The organism is Marinicella rhabdoformis (assembly GCF_009671245.1).
Lineage (GTDB): Bacteria > Pseudomonadota > Gammaproteobacteria > Xanthomonadales > Marinicellaceae > Marinicella > Marinicella rhabdoformis.
Map to the genome: position 1 here is coordinate 266033 of NZ_VTFS01000001.1, position 23587 is coordinate 289619.

A 23587-nucleotide genomic window follows, 5' to 3' on the forward strand; every position below is an offset into this window, starting at 1 on the left:
CCCAAGCATGAAATCACGATTGGGCTTTTTTCTATATCTTAATGGTTGAAATTCAGTTCATTATTTAGTCGCAGACACCAAATGACTGAGTGAATTAATCGCCACCATGATGGTTGGATAGTCTGCGTTTTTCTCAGATTTGATGCTCATCATCATGTCTTTGACCTTCTTCACTTTGTCATTGTGCTCTTGAGACCATTTACTGATGATTTCTTCACTGCTGAGCTTTTTGTTGTCATAACTTTTCAGCAATGAAGCTGTCAGTTGCGCATGGTGGTTACTTAAATCATCACGCAAACCACCACGGGCATAGACATGCCATTGATTATCTACCACCAATTTTTCAACCATGGTTTGTAACCAAAGTAGGTTCAAAAACTTGCCTAATGGGAAATAAACATCTGCGGCTTTTTTAACGGCTATGTTTTGTTTATTGGCCACACTGACCACATCCAAAGCAGCACTTAAATAAGGCAAGGCAGCGATAGCCTCCGACAGTGTTTTCTCAAAACCTTTACGCTGTAATGCTTTTTCAACACGAGTTTTAGCCGCTGCGTCAACATCGTTAATGTAATCTGTGAAATTATTTTTGAATTGATTAACGCCTTTTTGCAGTGCAGTCACTTGTTTTTCAATGTCTATTTGATGCCCTACATTGTTAAGTACCCAACGAATGGACTGTCTGACAAAATGCCAAATAGCTACAAATGCTTCAACCTGTTGATCTGCATCGACTTTTAAATCATGGGATTCAATGCCTGCCCACAATTTGTTTAGCCCAAACAATTCAACAACCACATAGAAAGCCTTACAAATGGCACCCACATCAGCACCGGTGTCTTCGTTCATGCGTTGAACAAAAGTAGCGCCCATGCGATCAACAACTTGAGATGTCAGAATGGTACCAATGATTTCGTTTTTCAAACGATGATTGTCCAAATATTTGGCATCAATGGTTTGTAATTTTTTAGGGAAATAATTCACCATTAATCGACGCAACCAATCATCATTGAGTGCTCCAGATTGAATCACCTGTGCATATAAATCCAGTTTGGCGTATGACAATAACACACACAATTCTGGGCGTGACATGCCTTCACCATTCAGCCTTCTTCGTTCTAATTCAGCATCTGTAGGTAAAAATTCAATTTCTCGGTCTAACAAACCTTTGGCCTCTAACAAACGAATCAAATGAGCTTTGGCACCAATTCGTTCGGCACTTAAATGTTCCATAAAAGCCAAGGTTTGGGTTTGCTTGTAATTGTTCTTCAACACCAAATCACTGACATTATCGGTCATTGAGGCCAACAATTCATTACGTGATTGAATGTCGTACAAACCATCTTCCATCATCGCTTTAAGCAGTATTTTAATGTTCACTTCATGATCAGAACAGTCAACGCCAGCGGAATTGTCTATGAAATCCGTATTTACTCGACCACCACTTTCAGCAAATTCAATGCGGCCTTTCTGGGTCATACCCAAGTTACCACCTTCGCCGAAAACTTTACATTTCAGTTGTTTACCATTAACTCTCAAAGCGTTGTTGGCACTGTCACCCGCATCTCCATCACTTTCATCACTGGATTTCACGTAAGTGCCGATGCCACCGTTCCAAATCAAGTCCACTTCTGACAACATCAAACGTTTAATCAATTCTTGCGGTGCCAGTTCATCATCCTTAATTTTTAACCACGTTTTCACCTCTGTTGAAATCGGAATGGATTTATCAAAACGAGAATAGATACCACCACCTTTAGAGATCAAACTGGCGTCATAATCTTCCCAAGATGAGCGCGGCAATGCGAACAATCGATTGCGTTCTTTCCAGCTTTTGGCTGAATCTGGATTAGGGTCTAGAAATATGTGCATGTGATTGAATGCGGCTTTTAGACAAATGTGTTTTGACAGCAACATACCGTTACCGAACACATCACCCATCATGTCACCAATACCGACCACTGAAAAATCTTCAGATTGTGAATCAATACCCATTTCTCGGAAGTGGCGTTTGACTGATTCCCAGGCACCTTTGGCAGTGATGCCCATGCCTTTGTGGTCATAACCTGCTGAACCTCCTGAAGCAAATGCGTCACCCAACCAGAACCCCCTAGATTCAGAAATGCCGTTGGCAATGTCTGAAAATGTTGCCGTGCCTTTATCGGCAGCGACAACCAAATATGGGTCATCTTCATCATGCCTGACCACATCCAATGGAGGTATGATTTTTTCAGCTTCGATGTTATCCGTGATATCCAACATGCTACCAATAAAGGTTTTATAACAACTGATGACTTCTGCCATCACTTCATCCCGGCTGCCTTTGGGCATTTGTTTAACCACAAAACCACCTTTTGAACCCACTGGTACAATGATGGAATTTTTTACATTTTGTGCTTTCATTAAGCCCAAAACTTCTGTTCTGAAATCTTCGTACCTGTCAGACCATCGCAAGCCACCGCGGGCGACTTTGCCCATACGTAAGTGCACTGCTTCCACTTTAGGGGAGTAGACAAAAATCTCTCTGAATGGCACCGGTTTTGGTAAAAATGATATCGCTGATGAGTTGATTTTAAAGCTCACCGCCGGACGGTAATTCCCCGCCTCGTCAGATTGGTAATAATTGGTTCTCAATGTGGCTTGAATCACTTCAACCACTTGGCGAATGATGCGGTCTTCATCTTGAGACTTAACTGACTCTAACAAAGAGCCAATCACTTTGACGATTTTATCTGAAAACCCAGGTCGAGTGAATTTGCGGCTGCGCGTGTATTTATCCACACAATCTTGCTGGTATTGATTCAACTCAATGTCTAAGTGCTGTAATTGCGTTTTGTATTTTTCTTGTACCACATCTAAGTAATGTCGCAATCCTTTACCTTCATTATCATCTAAACCAGGCTGAAAACGCACACCAAACAGTTCAACCAACCAACGTGTGATATGAGGCTGATTAACCAAAGCTTGCATGATGTAGTCTTTGCTGTATGGAATACCCGTTTGCATCAGGTATTTCACCATCGCACGCAAGAAAAACACTTGCCTCCAAGTCAAGCCACCTAAAATAACCAACTGGTTCAATATATCTGAGTCCATTTCTCCTTTGACCACTTTTTCAAAAGTGTCATGAAAACGCTCTTTCACTAATTCCAGTTCTAATGACTGACCTGTGGCCAGTTTTAAATCGAAATCTTGAACCCAAATGGTTTTACCGTCTGAACATGTCAGCTCATAAGGTCTTTCACTGACCACATGCAATCCCAAATTTTCTAAATCTGGTAATACTTCACTTAAAGGGATGGTGTTATTGAACCTAAAAACTTTGAACCTGAATTCGCCTTGCCTTTGAACATTGGGCTCATATAGGCTCATTTGAATGTCATCATCATGCTTCAATTTGGCCGCATGCTCTACATCATATGAGGCAACCCATGGACTGACCTCTTCTGTATAAACAATCGGAAATGCGCCACTGAACTGCTGTTGATATGCCAATGCAGTACTGGCATCAAACCGTTCGTTCAATATGGCCATCAATTGATCATCCCAAGTTTTGACAGCTTCTATTACTTCAGCCTGAATGGCTTCCAGGACTGACTCAGAATACTGTTCAATATCACGAATCACCACATACAATCGTGCATAGTGTGAGTCGTCAATAGCAACTGAAAACTCAACTTCTTCACCACCTACTTGCGACACCAGAATTTGTTGAATTTTTTTGCGGTTCCTTGTGTTGAATAAATCACGCGGAACAAAAACCATGAAAGAACAATATCGGTTGAATTTATCCAAACGTGCAATGACTTGAGTGGTCACTTTTTCTTGTATGACCAGCGCTTGATAGGTCAAATCAAACAGTTCTTTGCTGTTACTTTGATAGACTTCATCACGAGGCAATGTGCCTAAAATGTGACTGACCATTTTTCCACTGTGAGACTGTGGCTCAAAACCGAACTTCTTACTGACTTGTTTGACCTTACGTTTGATGTATGGAATTTCAGATGGACTGATGCTCAATGCAGTTGAAGTGAACAAACCAATAAATCGATGCTCTGCAACAACCTCACCTTGTTCATTGGTTTCCAATAAGCCAATATAATCCAAATTACCATTGCGGTGAATATCTGAAATGACATTAACTTTTGTTATAAGTAACAAGTCTGACTGCTTCTTCACTTGATATTGTGACAAAGGAATCAAACTCACTTCATAGGCATTTGTTTTCAATGCACTGTTCAACAATCCCAAGCCAGTTTGATCACATGGCACCAACTGGTCATTTTTGACTTCGTATTTTCTGTACCCGAGAAAAGTAAAATTATTATCAACTAACCAATTTAAATAACGACGCTGAGAAGCGGCTACTGGTGCATCGTTCAAATCGCCCAATGCAACCGAAGCTTCTTCCATGCAAGCAAGCATCGCTTTCCAGTCTGAAACCACTAGGTGGATTTTTTTCATCAGCTTCGTCAAGTGTGTTTTAACTGAGTCATGTTGTGTTTCAGCTAAGCGGCCAACTTCAAAATAAATCACTGATTTAACATCGGCTTTTTTATTCGCCGTTTTCTTTTTAATCACCCTTCCTGACTGCTCTTGCTCAATATGAATGATCGGGTGAGATAACAATTTAATTTCCAACCCAAGCTCTGAACAAGCCAAAGATGCTGAATCAACCAAAAATGGTATGTTCTGGTTGACCATTTGGATGACCGTTGTTGTGGCATCATTCTCTGGATTGACAACTTCAATAATGGGAAATGTCAAATCACTATTTGACATGCTGTTAATCAAGCGATCGACTGCTGTAGCCCAGTAGACATCGTCATGGCGTTCCACCTCCTCCAAAGACATGTGTGCTAACAGCTGCTGTGTCAACTGTTTGGCACTGTCAATGTAAGGAGATTGGCTATTTTCTATGAATTGGCTGACGGCCTTGATGTGTTTTTTATGTTCACTCGTCAATAATGATTGCATGAAATTCTCTGATAATTTTGATAATTGTCCCAGGGTGCATCCTCATTGACACACACCATATCTGCTTGCAATTTTACCCGCTCTAATAGGCGAAATATAGTGCTAAATCCATTTCATTTACCCTTAATGCTTGGCATTGATATAAATCAAAAAAGGCCACCTGTGATAGGTGGCCTTTATAAAAGATTTTTTTAACTTAATTAACCCTCTTTTTCAGGCATGGACAGATCTTTGTGGTGTCTATAAATCTGATACTCCCAAGATTCTATCCCACTTCTGAATTGTTCAAACAACTTGTCTGCTTTTTTCTCAGACTTCAGGTGTTTTTTAACCACCTTATATACAGTTTCTTCAGGAGATTCCATGGCAGCATAATTTTCATACGGTGTAACTAACTGCATCACGCCTTCGCCACCTTCTGGATAGGACCATGACCAGCTTTTAGGCCAATTATTTTCTTTCAGAATTTTGGTAACTTCCTCTATGGCTTTACCTGTTTTTCTCCACCCGCCTACTTTCATTTTATACGTAGAAACGCCAACATAGTTGGCTTTTGCATCATCCTTCCATGAACTGTTCTTAGTATCTAATTGTGAAAAGTTATGGTTGTATTGTGCAACATGAGGATGAACCGTTTCAAAATAATGCTTTCTGGATTCGCTTTTCATATACCACGTATCATAAGCATCAAACTCAGCCCAAGTGGTACAGCATGATCGAACAATATAACGGCTTATGTTACTTCCCGTAACAGGTGTAAAAACCTGCCAACTTCTTGGATCGTTGTCCTCTACCCTGAATTTCATGTGCTCAATCAGCGCTTTTTCAAATTCAGCCGAATGACCCGCTTTAGGCGTCATTTGCCAGCTGTCTGATAGAATAGTCGGCTCTTTCTTTTCATCTTCAGCCACACACAGTGAAGGTAAAACCAACAAGATAATTAATAATTTACTAAGCTTTTTCATATATCCCCCACGGAATTGAATTAATTAAGTGCGGGTTGACTTAATTAATATAAAAGATAAACCCATGTTTTGTCCATAAAATGACTGTTTTATTGACCTTTTCTGTTCGTTTTCGCTTCAAGTTATTAACACTTATAACTTTTTACACTTAATATTCTGTTATTAATAGCTTGAATTTCTTCGTTCAATACTTAAAATTCAATATATCTCTTAATCAAGATGAAAAGATATAATGAATTTAAACCAATTATTCAAAACCCTTTCTGATGAATCTCGAATTCGTCTGATTTTGTTGCTCAACCAACAAGAGTTGTCAGTTGCTGAACTTTCAGAAATCACACACTTAGCCCAGCCAAGAGTATCTACTCATTTATCCCATTTACGAAAAAACAAACTGGTTATTGTTCGTAAACAAGGTGTCAGTGCTTATTACCGGTTCAATGCTGATTTACTGAATGCGGAATATGGTGATTTTTTGAATATGATAAAAAACCATTATCAAGACAACCCTTTGATTGAAGAGGACAACCAAAGACTCAATGAAGTGATGAACGCCCATGCGCAATCTAATAAATGGGTTGATGCCGTTGCCGGCGACATGGAACGACATTATTCGCCAGGTCGAACATGGGAAGCCACTACACGTGTTGTTGCCAAATTAGCGAAACTTGGCGCTGTTTTGGATATTGGTTCGGGTGATGGTGTTTTGGCGGAGTTGATGTCTCAACAATGTGAGCATTACACTTGTGCCGATAATAATGCCAAGGCCATTGAAGCTGCAAGAAACAGACTCCATTCAGCACAAAATGTATCATTCACCACTTGTGATATGCACCATCTGCCTTTTGAAAACAACCAATTTGATTGTGTGATGTTGCTGCATGTTTTGACCTATTCCAAAGAACCAGAGCTGGCGATAAAAGAAGCACTTCGGGTTTTAAAGCCAGGTGGCAAACTTTTGATATCAACCCTTTTCAAACACAAGCACCAAGAAGTAAAAGAAGTGTATGGTCATGTCAACTTAGGATTTGAAACCCAAGAACTGGTGCACTTATGCGAAGCTGCTGGCGGTCAATATTGCACTGCTTCTATTACATCTCAAGAACAAAAAACGCCTAACTTTAAAATCATTACTGCCTCGGCCAGCAAATAATATGAATACCAGAAAACAGATCGTAAAAGAATTAAAACACCGCGTATTACTTCTAGATTCGGCTATGGGCACCATGATTCAAGGCCACAAATTGGATGAGTCAGCATTTCGAGGTGACTTGTTAATAGATCATCCTATGCCTTTGAAGGGCAATAATGACATTTTGTCATTGACCCAACCCAAAATCATACAAGACATTCATGAAGCCAACCTCGCTGCCGGTTCAGATTTCTTAGAAACCAATACATTCAATGCCACTTCGATTGCACAAGCTGACTATGGCACAGAATATTTAAATTACGAAATCAATAAACAATCAGCTCAATTGGCCAAAGCCGCTTGTAAAAAATTCAGCAGCAATGACAAACCCCGTTGGGTGATTGGTGTTTTAGGACCTACCAACCGCACAGCATCTATTTCTCCTGACATTAATAGACCTGAGTTTCGAAACGTCAGCTTTGATGAGTTGGTTGCCGCCTACAGTGAATCTATTCGCGGCTTAATTGATGGCGGATCTGATGTGCTGATGGTTGAAACCATTTTTGACACATTGAATGCCAAAGCCGCTTTATTTGCACTTCAAACAGAACTAGAATCACAGCAAAAAGACATCCCCATCATGATTTCTGGCACCATTGTAGATGCCAGTGGCCGCACCTTATCTGGACAAACTTTAGCGGCTTTTTATCATTCTGTTCGTCATGTTAAACCTTTGTCCATTGGCCTCAACTGTGCATTGGGTGCTGATGATTTAATCCCTTATATCAAAGAGTTATCAGATATTTGTGAATGTTATGTAAGCATTCACCCCAATGCCGGATTACCTAATGAATTGGGCGAATATGACCACACACCTGAGCTCATGGCTGATATTTTAAATGACATGCTCAACAAAGGTCATATCAATATATTGGGCGGTTGTTGCGGTACCAAGCCAGCGCATATAGCTGCCATGGCCGCAGTGGCCAGCAAGCACCCACCCAGAAAGCCCACTGTCGCTAAACCTTTGACCCGTTTGGCCGGTTTAGAGGCTTTGACACTGACTCCAGAATTGAATTTCATCAATGTCGGTGAACGAACCAATGTCACTGGATCTTTAAAATTCAAGCGGCTCATCAAAGAGGACAAGTTACAAGAAGCTTTGGAAGTTGCACAAGAACAGGTCGACAATGGTGCACAAATCATTGACATCAATATGGACGAAGGCCTGATTGATTCGAAAGAAATGATGGTAACCTTTTTAAACTTGATAGGCTCAGAGCCAAATATTGGGCGTGTTCCGATCATGCTGGATTCTTCCAAATGGGAGGTCCTTGAGGCGGGATTGCAACACATTCAAGGCAAAGGCATCGTTAACTCAATCAGTTTAAAAGAAGGTGAAGCAACTTTCATTAAACAAGCCAAACTGTGCCAAAAATATGGTGCAGCAGTGATTGTAATGGCTTTCGATGAAACAGGACAGGCCGACAGTTATCAGCGAAAAATTGAAATTTGTAAACGTGCTTATGATGTTTTAACCCAAACAGTAGGCTTTGCACCTGAGGACATCATTTTTGACCCCAATATTTTTGCCATTGGAACGGGTATTGCTGAACACAACAGCTATGGAAAAGATTTTATCGAAGCCACCCGTTGGATCAGAGAAAATTTACCACATGCGCACATATCAGGCGGTGTTTCTAACATATCCTTTTCTTTCCGTGGTAATAACCCGTTAAGAGAAGCCATACATTCTGTTTTTCTTTTTCATGCCATCCAAGCAGGCTTGGATATGGGGATCGTTAATGCAGGTCAATTGACCGTCTATGATGACATTCCATTGGATTTGCGTAACAAGATTGAAGACCTGCTCTTTGACCGTGATGACAATGCCACAGAAGACCTGATGGTGATGGCGCAGGATTTGCAGAGCAGCGCCAAAGATGAAGGCGATAAATTGGCATGGCGTGAACTTCCAATTGCTGAGCGTATCAGTCATGCATTGGTACATGGTTTGATCGAATTTATTGAAGTAGATGCCGAAGAAGCCATGCATGACTTGGGTGAGCCCCTAGATGTTATTGAAGGGCCTTTGATGGATGGAATGAATGTGGTTGGCGATTTATTTGGTGCAGGCAAGATGTTTTTGCCACAAGTGGTTAAATCTGCACGTGTGATGAAAAAAGCCGTGGCCTGGTTAACCCCACACATTGAAGCCAAAAAAGGAAAAAGAAAAGCCAACGGTAAAATCGTTATGGCTACAGTGAAAGGCGATGTTCATGACATTGGCAAAAATATTGTCGGTGTGGTTTTGGGTTGTAATAACTACGAAATCATTGATTTAGGAGTTATGGTTCCTGCAGAGACCATTCTTAAAACTGCCAATGAAGAACAAGCTGACATCATTGGGTTGTCAGGCTTAATCACACCATCTTTAGATGAAATGTGTGATGTGGCCGCTTTGATGCAACAAAGAGACATGCAGTTGCCTTTGTTGATTGGTGGTGCAACCACTTCCCGTACCCACACCGCTTTGAAAATAGAACCCGAATATGCTAATGACACTGTCTGGGTTAAAGATGCCTCACGTGCAGTAGGTGTTGTTCAACAGTTACTTTCTGATAAAGACAAACAGGCATTTGGCGATAAAGTAAAAGCTGATTATCATGAAATCAGAGAACGAAGAAAAAACCGTGTATCCAATAAAGGGCTTATCAGCATGTCTGATGCACGGGACAATAAAGCCCAATTAGATTGGTCAATCACACCACCACAACCAAACTTCACTGGTATAAAAGTCATTGATGACACACCATTGAGTGTGCTTGCAGAATATATTGATTGGACACCTTTCTTTCAAACTTGGGAGTTACATGGGCGTTTCCCGGCCATCTTGACTGATGAAGTGGTTGGAGCAAGTGCCAGTGAGCTTTATAAGGATGCCCAAGCCATGTTGAAACAAATCATTGATGAAGAATGGTTGCAATGCAAAGCTGTGATTGGTATTTTTCCAGCCTATTCAAAAGGCGATGATGTGATCATTGAACACAATCAACAGTCACATCGACTGATGAACCTGCGCCAGCAAGCAAAAAAACCCAAAGCCAACCTGTGTTTGAGCGATTTTATAGCGCCTCAATGTGAAGCATATAAGGATCACATTGGTGCTTTTGCTGTGACATCTGGTTTGGGCATTGAAACTCATGTTGAAGCATTTGAAGCCAAACACGATGATTACAACAGCATCCTACTAAAAGCATTAGCCGACCGTTTAGCTGAAGCACATGCTGAATACATGCACCAACAGATGCGTACCCAATATTGGGGCTATTCACCTCAAGAAACTTTTAATAATGACGACATGATAGCTGAAAAATACCAGGGGATCAGACCCGCCCCTGGCTATCCAGCTTGTCCTGATCACAGTCAGAAAGAAACCTTGTTTGAGTTATTGGATGTGACCAGGCACACTGGGATTGAATTGACGTCAGGTTTGACGATGTACCCAGCAGCGTCTGTCAGTGGCTTTTACTACGCACACCCTGAATCTCAGTATTTTGTTGTTGGTAAATTAACCGAAGAACAAGTCAAAGACTATGCTGAACGTAAAGGCGTGACATTAAAGCAAGCCGAAAAAACTTTGCAAAATAATTTAGCGTACTGAGCATTCATGTCATTATGTTATCGTATATAATGGCATATTTAATAGTTCTTTTATCATGCCTTGTTACGAAATTGATGGTGTAAAACCGGTGATTCATCCTAGCAGCTATGTTCACCCAACAGCTGTCATAATTGGATTGGTTACCATTGGAAAAAATTGTTACATCGGACCACATGCCAGCATACGTGGTGACTACGGCCAAATCATTTTTGAAGATGGCGTCAATTTTCAAGACGGTTGTATTGCCCATGCCTTTCCTGGAGGTCATACTACAGTGAGAGAAAATGGCCACATCAGTCATGGTGCAGTCTTACACGGTTGTGAAATTGGCGCCAATTGCATGATTGGCATTCAAACTGTCATTATGGACAATGCCATAATTGGACCCGAATGCATGATCGCAGCACTCAGTTATATCAAACCAAAATTTGAAGCACCCGCTCGATCTGTTATTGCAGGTTCGCCTGCTGAAATCAAGCGATCGGTTACTGATAAAGAAATGCATTGGAAAACCAAAGGAACTGCTGTCTACCATGATTTAACCCAAAGATCATTGTCAACTATGATTGAATGTGATCCTTTGTCAGAAAAAACAAATCAAAAAATTGACCTCAATATTCCTCAATTTAAACCATTGAAATAACTACATTTCAAAAGTAGCATAAATAGGCAAATGGTCACTGGCCACTTTGGCGATTTGCTTTTGGTATTTTTTTGCATTCAAGCATTTTAAGCTGCCCCTATAATATATTCTATCTAACCCGCCTCTTGGAGAAAATGAAGGGTATGTTTTGATAGCCACTTCTCCTCGTTTAGTTTGGTGATCTGTCGCGCATTTAAATTCTCTGCCTTCAACAAAAAGTATACGCAACAATGAACGCCAATCGTTGAAATCACCTGCAACCAAGCAATCATCTTTAAAATTCAATTTTTTAAATGGCTGGCTATTTAATAAAACGGCACACTGTTTGCGTCTTTCTTTTGCAGATAAACCCAAGTGCCAATTAAATACATGTAAGGGTTTGGATACATCAGTAGGGCATGATATTTCTGTGTATAAACAACCCCTGGCTTTTTTATTGTCTATCGTTAAGTCTATATTTTGTGATTTTCTAATAGGATATCTGCTGAATGTGGCATTGCCATAATGACCTTTGGGTAAGTTGACATTCAAACCCAAGTCATAATAAGGGTAGTCAGTGGCTTCAGATAATACTTTTGCCATATCCATAAACTGAGATCTAGGCACACCACTGTCTACTTCTTGTAATAAAACAATATCTGCATCAATGTCTTTTAATATTTTAATGATTCTTTTTGGTTGATAGCGTCTATCGAGTCCAATCGCACGGTGAATGTTATATGTTAATACTTTAAATTGCATGCTGTCCCCATTATGGAGTAATTATTGTACCGTATGTAACAAGTTGACAGTGTTATATATTCTTAAATTTAAGGCAAAAAAAAGCCCCAACGTATGTTGAGGCTTTTTTAGTATAAGATCCTGGCGATGTCCTACTCTCACATGGGAACTCCCACACTACCATCGGCGATGCTACATTTCACTTCTGAGTTCGAGATGGGTTCAGGTGGTTCTATAGCTCTATTTTCACCAGAAAACTGGTCGCTTATGACTGCTAAGGTCATAAGACTGATGTTTGGAATATGAATCTAAATCTTTGATTGAATTAATGGGTCTAAAGTTTGATGTATATAAGTCATCGTTATCTCNTAAAAGAGACTTTAATCCTTATAAACTTGTCATACTTCCCAAATTCCTTGGGTGTTATATGATCAAGCCTCACGGGCAATTAGTACTGGTTAGCTTCATACATTACTGCACTTCCACACCCAGCCTATCAACCTTGTAGTCTTCAAGGGCCCTTTAGGGAGCTTAAAGCTCCAGTGAGATCTCATCTTGGAAGAAGCTTCCCGCTTAGATGCTTTCAGCGGTTATCTCGTCCGAACATAGCTACCGGGCAATGCCACTGGCGTGACAACCCGAACACCAGAGGTTCGTCCACTCCGGTCCTCTCGTACTAGGAGCAGNTTTCCTCAAATCTCAAACGCCCACGGCAGATAGGGACCGAACTGTCTCACGACGTTCTGAACCCAGCTCGCGTACCTCTTTAAATGGCGAACAGCCATACCCTTGGGACCGGCTTCAGCCCCAGGATGAGATGAGCCGACATCGAGGTGCCAAACACCGCCGTCGATATGAACTCTTGGGCGGTATCAGCCTGTTATCCCCGGAGTACCTTTTATCCGTTGAGCGATGGCCCTTCCATACAGAACCACCGGATCACTAAGACCTACTTTCGTACCTGCTCGACTTGTCAGTCTCGCAGTCAAGCGCGCTTTTGCCTTTACACTAACCGTACGATGTCCGACCGTACTTAGCGCACCTTCGTGCTCCTCCGTTACTCTTTAGGAGGAGACCGCCCCAGTCAAACTACCCACCACACAATGTCCCCGATCAGGATAACTGATCTAGGTTAGAACTCCAATTACACAAGGGTGGTATTTCAAGGACGACTCCATGCATGCTGGCGCACACACTTCAAAGTCTCCCACCTATCCTACACATATCTAATCAAAGTCCACTGTGAAGCTATAGTAAAGGTTCACGGGGTCTTTCCGTCTAGCCGCGGGTAAACTGCATCTTAACAGCTATTTCAATTTCACTGAGTCTCGGGTGGAGACAGTGTGGCCGTCGTTACGCCATTCGTGCAGGTCGGAACTTACCCGACAAGGAATTTCGCTACCTTAGGACCGTTATAGTTACGGCCGCCGTTTACCGGGGCTTCGATCAAGAGCTTCGCACAAGTGCTAACCCCATCAATTAACCTTCCGGCACCGGGCAGGCGTCACACCATATACGTCCACTTTCGTGTTTGCATAGTGCTGTGTTTTTGATAAACAGTCGCAGCCACCTGGTCTCTGCGGCCTCCATTAGCTCTGAACCTATGGAGGCGTACCTTCTCCCGAAGTTACGGTACCATTTTGCCTAGTTCCTTCACCCGAGTTCTCTCAAGCGCCTTAGAATTCTCATCTTGTCTACCTGTGTTGGTTTACAGTACGGTTCTCATATACCTATGCTTAGAAGGTTTTCCTGGAAGCAGGGCATCAATCACTTCGTTCATAAATGAACTCCTCATCACGTTTCAGCATTGTAAACCCGGATTTACCAAAGTTTACTGCCTTTACGCTTGAACCGGGATAACCATCACCCGGATGACCTAGCCTTCTCCGTCACTCCATCGCAGTATATAAAAGTACAGGAATATTAACCTGTTTCCCATCGACTACGCATTTCTGCCTCGCCTTAGGGGCCGACTCACCCTGTGCCGATTAACGTTGCACGAGGAAACCTTGGACTTTCGGCGAGGGGGTTTTTCACCCCCTTTATCGTTACTCATGTCAGCATTCGCACTTCTGATACCTCCAGCAAGCTTCTCAACTCACCTTCACCGGCTTACAGAACGCTCCCCTACCATGCTAATAAATTAGCATCCGTAGCTTCGGTACACCACTTAGCCCCGGTAAATCTTCCGCGCAGACCGACTCGACCAGTGAGCTATTACGCTTTCTTTAAAGGATGGCTGCTTCTAAGCCAACCTCCTGGCTGTCTGGGCCTTTCCACTTCGTTTCCCACTGAGTGGTGATTTTGGGACCTTAGCTGACGGTCTGGGTTGTTGCCCTCTTGACTATGGACGTTAGCACCCATAGTCTGTCTCCCATGATTGCACTTTGCGGTATTCGGAGTTTGCCATGGGACGGTAGGTCGGTGTGACCCCCTAGCCATAACAGTGCTCTACCCCCGCAAGTGATACATGAGGCACTACCTAAATAGTTTTCGGGGAGAACCAGCTATCTCCGAGCTTGTTTAGCCTTTCACTCCAATCCACAACTCATCCCCGCATTTTTCAACATACGTGGGTTCGGTCCTCCAGTCGGTTTTACCCGACCTTCAACCTGGTCATGGATAGATCGCTCGGTTTCGGGTCTAATCCCAGCAACTATGCGCCCTATTAAGACTCGGTTTCCCTTCGCCTACACTACTCGCTTAAGCTTGCTACTGAAATTAAGTCGCTGACCCATTATACAAAAGGTACGCCATCACACCCCNAAGGATGCTTTGACTGCTTGTACGTATGTGGTTTCAGGGTCTATTTCACTCCCCTCACAGGGGTTCTTTTCGCCTTTCCCTCACGGTACTGGTTCACTATCGGTCAGTTGGGAGTATTTAGCCTTAGATGATGGTCCACCTATATTCAGACAGGGTTTCTCGTGCCCCGCCCTACTCACATTCATCTCATAATCTCTTTCGCATACAGGACTCTCACCTTCTTTGGTTGGCCTTCCCATGCCATTCTGCTAAAAACTATGAGACTTTTGGGCTAGTCCGCGTTCGCTCGTCGCTACTTGCGGAATCTCGGTTGATTTCTTTTCCTCCGGGTACTTAGATATTTCAGTTCTCCGGGTTCGCTTCACATAGCCTTACAGCTACATGATAACCTTTAAAGGTTGGGTTTCCCCATTCGGAAATCTGTGGGTTATACGCTTTCGTGTCAGCTAACCACAGCTTATCGCAGACTTACACGTCCTTCATCGCCTCCAACTGCCAAGGCATCCACCACATACGCTTATTCACTTGATCATATAACCCCAAAAAATCTGAAGTTACAGTCACGAGTTCATATGGATTGATATTGGAACAGTGCTAACTGTTCCGCTGGTCTCTATTTACATTAAATAACGATTCTTTATATACACTATAAAAATTCTTTAAGACGCCATTGACTCAAATCAAAAATTGATTTGTAGAAATAATCACTCATCATGATTACTTCTGACTCATATTCCAAATTGTTAATTTACTAAGTATGCCGCTCCGTGCGGTCAAAGGCAGTTCGCCTTCTAATAAAAATCCTTATATAACAATCGATTGCTAAGCAATCCTTCGTTATATAAAAACCCTTAAAGTCCAAACAATCTCTTTAAGCAATTTTGTTTTAAACTAGGCAAAATCAAATGAAGTGTGCGAACAGCACATGAATTTGACTTTAACGACGTTTAAAGCAAAATTTGGTGGGTCTGGGAGGATTTGAACCTCCGACCTCACCCTTATCAGGGGTGCGCTCTAACCAACTGAGCTACAGACCCGCTTGCTTGCCCTTTTTACGTTTCTCTGCGTTACACTTGTTCATCGCTCTGTCACATACTGACGTATGCTCCATCGCTCTTCACAGCGTGTGCCTTGATAAACACAAAAATGACTTTGCAACCACTTTAATAAGTGATCACAACAATCGGTATAAAACTGGTGGAGCTATGCGGGATCGAACCGCAGACCTCTTGAATGCAAATCAAGTGCTCTCCCAGCTGAGCTATAGCCCCATAAGGTTTTGCTTGTCATACTTTTGCTTATAAGATAACTTTTGTTGGACACTCGGGCAAAGAGCCTGAGAGTATACTTTTAGGAGGTGATCCAGCCACTGGTTCCCCAACGGCTACCTTGTTACGACTTCACCCCAGTCATGAATCACTCCGTGGTGACCGTCTTCCCGAAGGTTAGACTAGCCACTTCTGGAGCAACCCACTCCCATGGTGTGACGGGCGGTGTGTACAAGGCCCGGGAACGTATTCACCGCGACGTTGCTGATTCGCGATTACTAGCGATTCCGACTTCACGCAGTCGAGTTGCAGACTGCGATCCGGACTAAGATGTACTTTCTGGGATTAGCTCCACCTCGCGGCTTGGCAACCCTCTGTATACACCATTGTAGCACGTGTGTAGCCCATCCCGTAAGGGCCATGATGACTTGACGTCGTCCCCACCTTCCTCCGGCTTATCACCGGCAGTCTCTATAGAGTTCCCACCATTACGTGCTGGCAACTATAGATAGGGGTTGCGCTCGTTGCGGGACTTAACCCAACATCTCACGACACGAGCTGACGACAGCCGTGCAGCACCTGTCACTCAGTTCCCGAAGGCACGGGTCCACTACAGACCGTTCTGAGGATGTCAAGGGATGGTAAGGTTCTTCGCGTTGCATCGAATTAAACCACATGCTCCACCGCTTGTGCGGGCCCCCGTCAATTCCTTTGAGTTTCAGCCTTGCGGCCGTACTCCCCAGGCGGAGAACTTAACGCGTTAGCTTCGCTACCAATGCGTCTATAGCACTGACAGCCAGTCCTCATCGTTTAGGGCGTGGACTACCAGGGTATCTAATCCTGTTCGCTCCCCACGCTTTCGTACCTCAGCGTCAGTATAGTGCCAGTTAGTCGCCTTCGCCACTGATGTTCCTCCAGACCTCTACGCATTTCACCGCTACGCCTGGAATTCCACTAACCTCTCACTTACTCTAGCCATACAGTTTCAAATGCAGTTCCCAGGTTAAGCCCGGGGATTTCACATCTGACTTATAAAGCCGCCTACGTACCCTTTACGCCCAGTAATTCCGATTAACGCTCGGACCCTCCGTATTACCGCGGCTGCTGGCACGGAGTTAGCCGGTCCTTATTCTTGTAGTACCGTCAATATCATATGCTATTAACATACAATCCTTCTTCCTACATAAAAGTGCTTTACAACCCTANGGCCTTCTTCACACACGCGGTATTGCTGGATCAGGCTTGCGCCCATTGTCCAATATTCCCCACTGCTGCCTCCCGTAGGAGTCTGGGCCGTGTCTCAGTCCCAATGTGGCTGATCATCCTCTCAAACCAGCTATAGATCGCAGTCTTGGTAGGCCTTTACCCCACCAACAAACTAATCTAACGCGGGCTCATCTAGTAGCAAGTGCTTTCAAGAAGAGGCACCTTTTCGTCCGTAGACCACATTCGGTATTAATCCGGATTTCTCCGGGCTATCCCCAACTACTAGGTAGATTCCCACGCGTTACTCACCCGTCCGCCACTCGTCAGCAAGAAAGCAAGCTTTCCTCTGTTACCGTTCGACTTGCATGTGTTAGGCATACCGCCAGCGTTCAATCTGAGCCAGGATCAAACTCTTCAATTAAATTGGCGATGCAAACACAAGTGCTTACACCTTATTCATTGTGAGAATCAATTAAGATTCTCGGTTTGACCTCTAACTATATATTATCAAAAAAATTACGTGAATTTTTAAAGTTATGNGTCAGCAAGAAAGCAAGCTCTCCTCTGTTACCGTTCGACTTGCATGTGTTAGGCATACCGCCAGCGTTCAATCTGAGCCAGGATCAAACTCTTCAATTAAATTGGCGATGCAAACACAAGTGCTTACACCTTATTCATTGTGAGACTCAATTAAGAATCTCGGTTTGACCTCTAACTATATATTATCAAAAAAATTACGTGAATTTTTAAAGTTATGGTCACTTGTCGTTGTACTCATTCAAGCACCCTTTCCAAGTGTCCACAAAAGTTATCTTATTAGTTTTTAAATTACTTTTTAAACCCGCTGGCATTTCGCTCAGCAGGGGGCGATATTATCGCCGTTTTGATTTCGTTTGCAAGCTTTATTTTCAATCTTTTTCAAAACCATATCAAACCGCTTTCAAAATCTTTTCCCTTCATCTCGAAGGGCTGCGTATTATCGCTTTATTTTCACCTTATGCAAGCGGTTTTTTCATCTTTTTGAAATTTAATTCAAAGCCAATCAAAAAACCTTTTAAACAGTCACTTTTCGTAACCACTGCCTGACAAGGTGTGCGAATTATAGACCCAAAAACTTTCTTGTAAACCCTTTTGTGACACTTTTATGAAATTAGTGAACTTTACCTGTTTTTTGGAGAGGAGCTTTTACGAAGAATAATTGAAAAAGCCTGAGATGTAACACCTCAGACTTTTAACCTTACTTTTTATTTAAACTAAACATAATAGTTTAAATAAAGCCCATTACCTTATGGTCCACATAATGCAGGAGGTGGATTAGGAGAGTAATTTAACAAGCAATAGTCTATTCCCTCAAATTCAACATCTACACTGGGCTCCCCACCTGCAGCCGCAAAAGTACATGTACCAGAGAAAGATTCGTTATAGCCATTTAAACCTGCCAATATTAATGCATTGGAAATTCCATTGTCATTAGTTGTAGTAGGAGCAGAGGCCACTTGAAGGATACCTCCTGAAGAGTCACACTCAGCAACCAATGCTGCTCCTCCTATACCAATACCATCACCACCAAACAGGAACAATTCAATGTTGATATTTCCGCTTGCAGTTACAGAACTTGGGCTTGCAGTAAGGTAACCTGCACCAGGATTAGCCACTCTAACACAAATATCAGTATCTTCATCAACACATGTCAAACTTCCCGACCCAAATACAAAACCAGAGTCATCACTTTGCGTGATAAAGCCTGCGACTCTTGCTATACCTGTTGCACAACCATCAGAGCCTGTACGGTTGTTCATTACACCAGAACCCGATTGACCATCAATTGAACCAGACCCTTCACCTGAGAATGCCCAAGATATTGTTCTACCCTGTAAAGGATGACCTGCAGCATCATAAGTACATGCTGTTACATAAGCATCTTGGTTTGCTGGGATTAATGATGGGTATGCAATTAACTCAGCACGCAAATCTGTTCCACCTACAGACCCTAAGCCTGGGTAAACAACAGTTTCTACATCAGTCACGGTTCTGGTTACACCATTGATGGTTTCACCTATACCTTTTGCATATATTGCAGATAGCTTACCTAATTTAGATACCGGAAAATTCATATATGTAGTTGCAACACCGTTATCACCTAATGTTGCTGAGGCTTCGATATTACCGTCTAACGCACGACCAACTGCATATGGAAAGATATCCATGTCATTGATAATGGAGCCAGTTAAATCATTTCTGTTGAATCTTTCGCTGATTGTCAATCTTGTTTGTGAATTAACTGTTTGGACAGTAGAAGAACTTTCTAGATCTTCATTACCGTGAATGTCTTCACCCCAAACTAACAATGTATCACCAGCTTGAACACCGTTAGCATCATCAAAAAACCTAGCAGACTGAGAAGTAAATTGATTACCTCCTTCTTGTGGGTCGCCATCTATACCAGATATTGCAAAAACACCATGACCATCTTGAGGGAAACCATCTAATGGACTGTCAATCAATCCAAATTGAATCGTTTGAGGCAATGCTGGGTTACCACCTTTATCAGTACCTATAACACTTACACCCATTGTATATGTACCGTCAAGTTGACCTGACCCTGCAGCTAAATTCAAGTCAGTCACACCGTTAACGAAGAAGTTTTGTAAGTCAGGAATTGTGATGTCTAAACCAAACAAAATACCGTCACTGATTACAAAATTATTAGTGGCCGTTATTGGATCTTGTAATCCATTATCTACATTGTTATCTGCTCTGTCCGTGGTTACTGTCATAACAACAGTATTTGGATTGTTACCACTGTGTAATGCCAAAGAACCAACACCATTAGCTGATGACAATTTAACAGAAGTACCCTGCATTGGAAGACCTTGGGCATTTGTGGTTGAAACAAATTCACCGCTATTAGGCCCGTCTGTAGTGATATCAACCAGAATATTATTTGCGTTGTTTGGGTTTGCTACTGGAAGACCATCTGCATCAGATACAAAAACTTGAACAGATTGAGATTGACTGCCTCCTGAACCGTTTATATAACTGTGACCGCTGCTGTCTACTGCAATACTCGCAGGACCGTTCCCACTAGAGGATTGAACTGTGATATCAACTGTTTGGCTAATGGTATCACCTGTAAATTGATCTAAAGCATTGACAGTTATAGTAGCGGTACCAGGCTGAAATGCCCAAATAAAGATTGTACCTCGACCTGCAACCATATCAACAGGACCACTACCCAACAATACGAATATTTCATTAGTTTCAGTTAATGGGTCGTCATCAGGCTCAGTTTCTGGATCGTCTAAAGTTGAAAATACTGCTACATTGGTATTGCTAACGGCAACACCAACAGTGGAACCTTCATTACCGTCTGAAAGAGGGTTAACATAATTACCTAAAGGGTCTCTGAAAGATATAGTGGCTTCAGTCATATATACCGTTTCGAATGCCTCTCTGGGACTTAAGCCAAATACATTGGCAGGCAATGTGGTAGCTTGAGGCTCAATTGTTAAGCGGTCAAAAACTTCGGGGCCTTGAGTCACATTATAATTTAAATTATTAAAGGAAGTTCTACCAGTCTGAGGGTCTACAGCTGAAGCAGTTAAAGTAACAGAACCAGTCAAAGAGCCTGAGTGAATAAAGAAAGTACCATTACCACCTGCAGATTCATTAAAAATTGTACCAAACATGGTTGTAAATTCATTGATGTCAGTTGTTTCTGGGTCATCTAAAGTAGAAATTGGAGCCACTTGTACATTAGAGGTAGTTAAATGAATTTCTGTACCATCTGGGATGGGAGTACCATTATCAAATGTCACCCTTACTGTTACCTGTGTATAAAACGGTGAATCAAGTGTAACAGGAAAGTCATTTGTATTTGCTGGTAGCGTTTGTGCAACTGGCGTTAATGTAATCTTTAAGTTTTTACCAGCCGGACCAGTACTTGCACCGCCAGAATCACTACTTCCACCACCACATGCTGACAAAACCAGCCCGAAGATTCCGCAAAGAATTATTTGTTTTGTATATTTAAACATAGAATTGACCTTTTCTTTTATTTATAAACTTTCTTTAATTATTGTTGGGGTTACAAAAATCAATAACTCAGCCTTATTATCTTGAACTGCCTTGTTTCTGAATAAATTGCCTAGCCCAGGTATATCACCTAAAACTGGAACTTTTGAGCGTGTCGTTCTTCTTACTTGCTCATAAATCCCACCTAAAACCACTGTTTGTCCATTTTCGACTAACACCCTAGTTTGAACTGATCTGGTGTCAATTGATGGAACACTACCTCCGAGAGATGTAGAAATTTCTTCACCAATCGCATCTTGATCAACTTTTAAAGTTAAATCTACACGATCATCTGGGGTAATCAATGGCGTTACAGTCAACGCCAATACAGCATCTTTAAATGAAATACTAGTTGCTCCACTAGAAGTAGCTTGTTCATAAGGAATTTGTACACCTTGCTTTATAACTGCTTCTGTTTGATTTGCAGTAATAACCCTTGGTGATGATACCACTTCACCACGGTCTTCTGTCTCTAAGGCTGATAATTCAAGATCTAATAAAAAATCCGCAGCTAAAATACTAGCAGCCCATCGACCGGCAGAAGAGGCAGCAGTAGGCAAATTAATGTTTAATCGTTCACCTAGTGGAGCTCCAGCAATAGGATTGCTTAATTCAGAATAATCAGGTTGGACAGTCGGTACTCCTGAACCACTTGCTGATGTATAACGATTTATTAAGGCTGCATTATTCAACCTATCTACAGCAGCAGCACTCCCACCCGTGCTTATAATGTTTCCGTAACGGTCTTCATGAGACCCGTTTATTCCAAAACGAACACCAAGTTCATCTCCAAATTTTTCTGTTGCAACAACAATTCTTGATTCTATTTGTACTTGTTGAACCGAGCGGTCTAAAGAATCTACCAATTGTTGAACGACTTTTAACCTATCAGGGACATCGCTTACTAACAAAGTATTTGTACGCTCATCGAAAGTAACTGATCCTCGGTCTGATAAAAAACTATTTTCACCTCCCCCTGAGCCTCCTCCTCCTTGAACATCTCCACTAATTAAAGCGGCCAACTCTTCGGCTTTAGCATAGTTTACTTGAAGAAATATATTATCCAAAGGTTCCAACTCTTCTTTTTTACTTAAGGCCTCCAACGCTTCTTGTTCCCTTTGTGCAATCTCAGAAGCTGGTGCTATCCATATCACATCACCGCTTCTTCTTTTATCCAATTGTTTGCTTTGTAAAACGATATCTAATGCCTGATCCCATGGAACACCCTGCAATCTAAGCGTCACACTTCCTTGCACATTATCGGCAACAACTATATTAAGCTGTGAAGCATCTGCTATTAATTGAATTACAGATCGAACTTCAACATCCATAAAATTAAATGAAACAAGGTTTCCTGTATATTCTATCTCATTATCTAGTAATTTCGATCGATCAACAGCTTCCACATCCTTTTCAGTGATTTCTAACGTGTATTGGTTTCCAGTTTGATAAGCCATATGATCATATAAACCATTGGCTTCTATTTCAACTTTAACATTACTACCAGATTGACGAGCATCTACATAACTAACCGGTGTAGCAAAATCAATGACATCGAGCTTTCTATCCATTGACTCAGACAAGGTAGCTCCCAATATTTCAATCATTATTTTTTCACTGTTTTCAGTCAAATTGACTATAGCATTAGGTGAATCAAAACCAAGTTGAACTACTCCTTGACCAGACTCCCCCCGTCTAAAATCAACTAAATTGACTTCTGAGTTTGTAGCTTTCTTTGAGGTGTTTGAAGCTCTGTTACCAGACAATGTTAAAGACACTGTATTACCAGTCACTGAAACACTGTGCTCACCAGCAGAAATTAGATCGATAACCGCCCTGGTTTTCGAGTCAGTAGAAACCATCCGAAGCCCCTTAGCCACACCAATACCAATGGCCAAATTTCTTTTTCCAGAGGCGTTAACAGTACCTGAAAAATCAAGCGCAACCCTTGACGGCACATTGGTTACAAAAACCTCAGGTTCGATTGCAGAACCAGAAAATTCAAAATCAATTACAACCGCACCATTCGCGCCAGTTTTTAAATTAACATCTTGAATTTCTGATTGAGCAGCTGCCTGACCAATAAAAACACATAACAACAGACACCATTTCATATAATGCTTTCCTTTTAAATATTGTTTAGAACTTCTTATATTACCTTTCATGCAACTA

General features: G+C 42.0%; 8 protein-coding genes, 2 tRNA genes and 3 rRNA genes. 3 read left to right on the forward strand and 10 right to left on the reverse strand.

Annotated elements, in window-relative coordinates; genetic code table 11:
• Positions 1 to 60: 60 nt before the first annotated feature.
• Both FET73_RS01210 and FET73_RS01215 read right to left on the reverse strand, forming a co-directional pair.
• Positions 61 to 4977, reverse strand: coding sequence for an NAD-glutamate dehydrogenase (locus FET73_RS01210; protein WP_154222093.1), 4917 nt, complete (start codon positions 4975 to 4977; stop codon positions 61 to 63).
• A gap of 200 nt (positions 4978 to 5177) precedes the next feature.
• Positions 5178 to 5942 (reverse strand): hypothetical protein, encoded by a 765-nt coding sequence (locus FET73_RS01215; RefSeq protein ID WP_154222094.1) that lies wholly within the window; start codon positions 5940 to 5942, stop codon positions 5178 to 5180.
• A gap of 232 nt (positions 5943 to 6174) precedes the next feature.
• On the opposite strand from FET73_RS01215, the gene FET73_RS01220 reads away from it, so the two are divergent.
• Genes FET73_RS01220 through FET73_RS01230 form a run of 3 tightly spaced genes read left to right on the forward strand, consistent with a single transcriptional unit; the run spans position 6175 to position 11381 of the window.
• Positions 6175 to 7095, forward strand: coding sequence for an ArsR/SmtB family transcription factor (locus FET73_RS01220; RefSeq protein WP_154222095.1), 921 nt, complete (start codon positions 6175 to 6177; stop codon positions 7093 to 7095).
• A gap of 1 nt (position 7096) precedes the next feature.
• Positions 7097 to 10738, forward strand: a complete 3642-nt coding sequence (metH, locus tag FET73_RS01225; protein WP_154222096.1) for a methionine synthase — start codon at positions 7097 to 7099, stop codon at positions 10736 to 10738.
• A gap of 55 nt (positions 10739 to 10793) precedes the next feature.
• Complete coding sequence (locus FET73_RS01230) at positions 10794 to 11381, forward strand: transferase hexapeptide repeat family protein (RefSeq protein WP_154222097.1); 588 nt, start codon at positions 10794 to 10796, stop codon at positions 11379 to 11381.
• On the opposite strand, the gene FET73_RS01235 is transcribed toward FET73_RS01230, so the two are convergent.
• The 8 genes from FET73_RS01235 to FET73_RS01270 form a co-directional block, all read right to left on the reverse strand.
• On the reverse strand, positions 11382 to 12122 hold the full coding sequence (locus FET73_RS01235; protein ID WP_154222098.1) for an endonuclease/exonuclease/phosphatase family protein: 741 nt from the start codon (positions 12120 to 12122) through the stop codon (positions 11382 to 11384).
• A 118-nt stretch (positions 12123 to 12240) separates the two neighbouring features.
• Positions 12241 to 12355 (reverse strand): 5S ribosomal RNA (rrf, locus tag FET73_RS01240).
• A gap of 173 nt (positions 12356 to 12528) precedes the next feature.
• Positions 12529 to 15398 (reverse strand): 23S ribosomal RNA (locus FET73_RS01245).
• A 429-nt stretch (positions 15399 to 15827) separates the two neighbouring features.
• Positions 15828 to 15904 (reverse strand) — tRNA-Ile (locus FET73_RS01250).
• Between the two features lie 158 nt (positions 15905 to 16062).
• Positions 16063 to 16138 (reverse strand) — tRNA-Ala (locus FET73_RS01255).
• Positions 16139 to 16217: 79 nt separating this feature from the next.
• Positions 16218 to 17762, reverse strand: a 16S ribosomal RNA gene (locus tag FET73_RS01260).
• The 16S, 23S and 5S rRNA genes sit together here with 2 tRNA genes alongside, the layout of an rRNA operon.
• Positions 17763 to 18627: 865 nt before the next feature.
• Complete coding sequence (locus tag FET73_RS01265; RefSeq protein WP_154222099.1) at positions 18628 to 21378, reverse strand: hypothetical protein; 2751 nt, start codon at positions 21376 to 21378, stop codon at positions 18628 to 18630.
• A gap of 21 nt (positions 21379 to 21399) precedes the next feature.
• Positions 21400 to 23580, reverse strand: coding sequence for a type IV pilus secretin PilQ (locus tag FET73_RS01270; RefSeq protein WP_154222100.1), 2181 nt, complete (start codon positions 23578 to 23580; stop codon positions 21400 to 21402).
• Between the last annotated feature and the right edge of the window lie 7 nt (positions 23581 to 23587).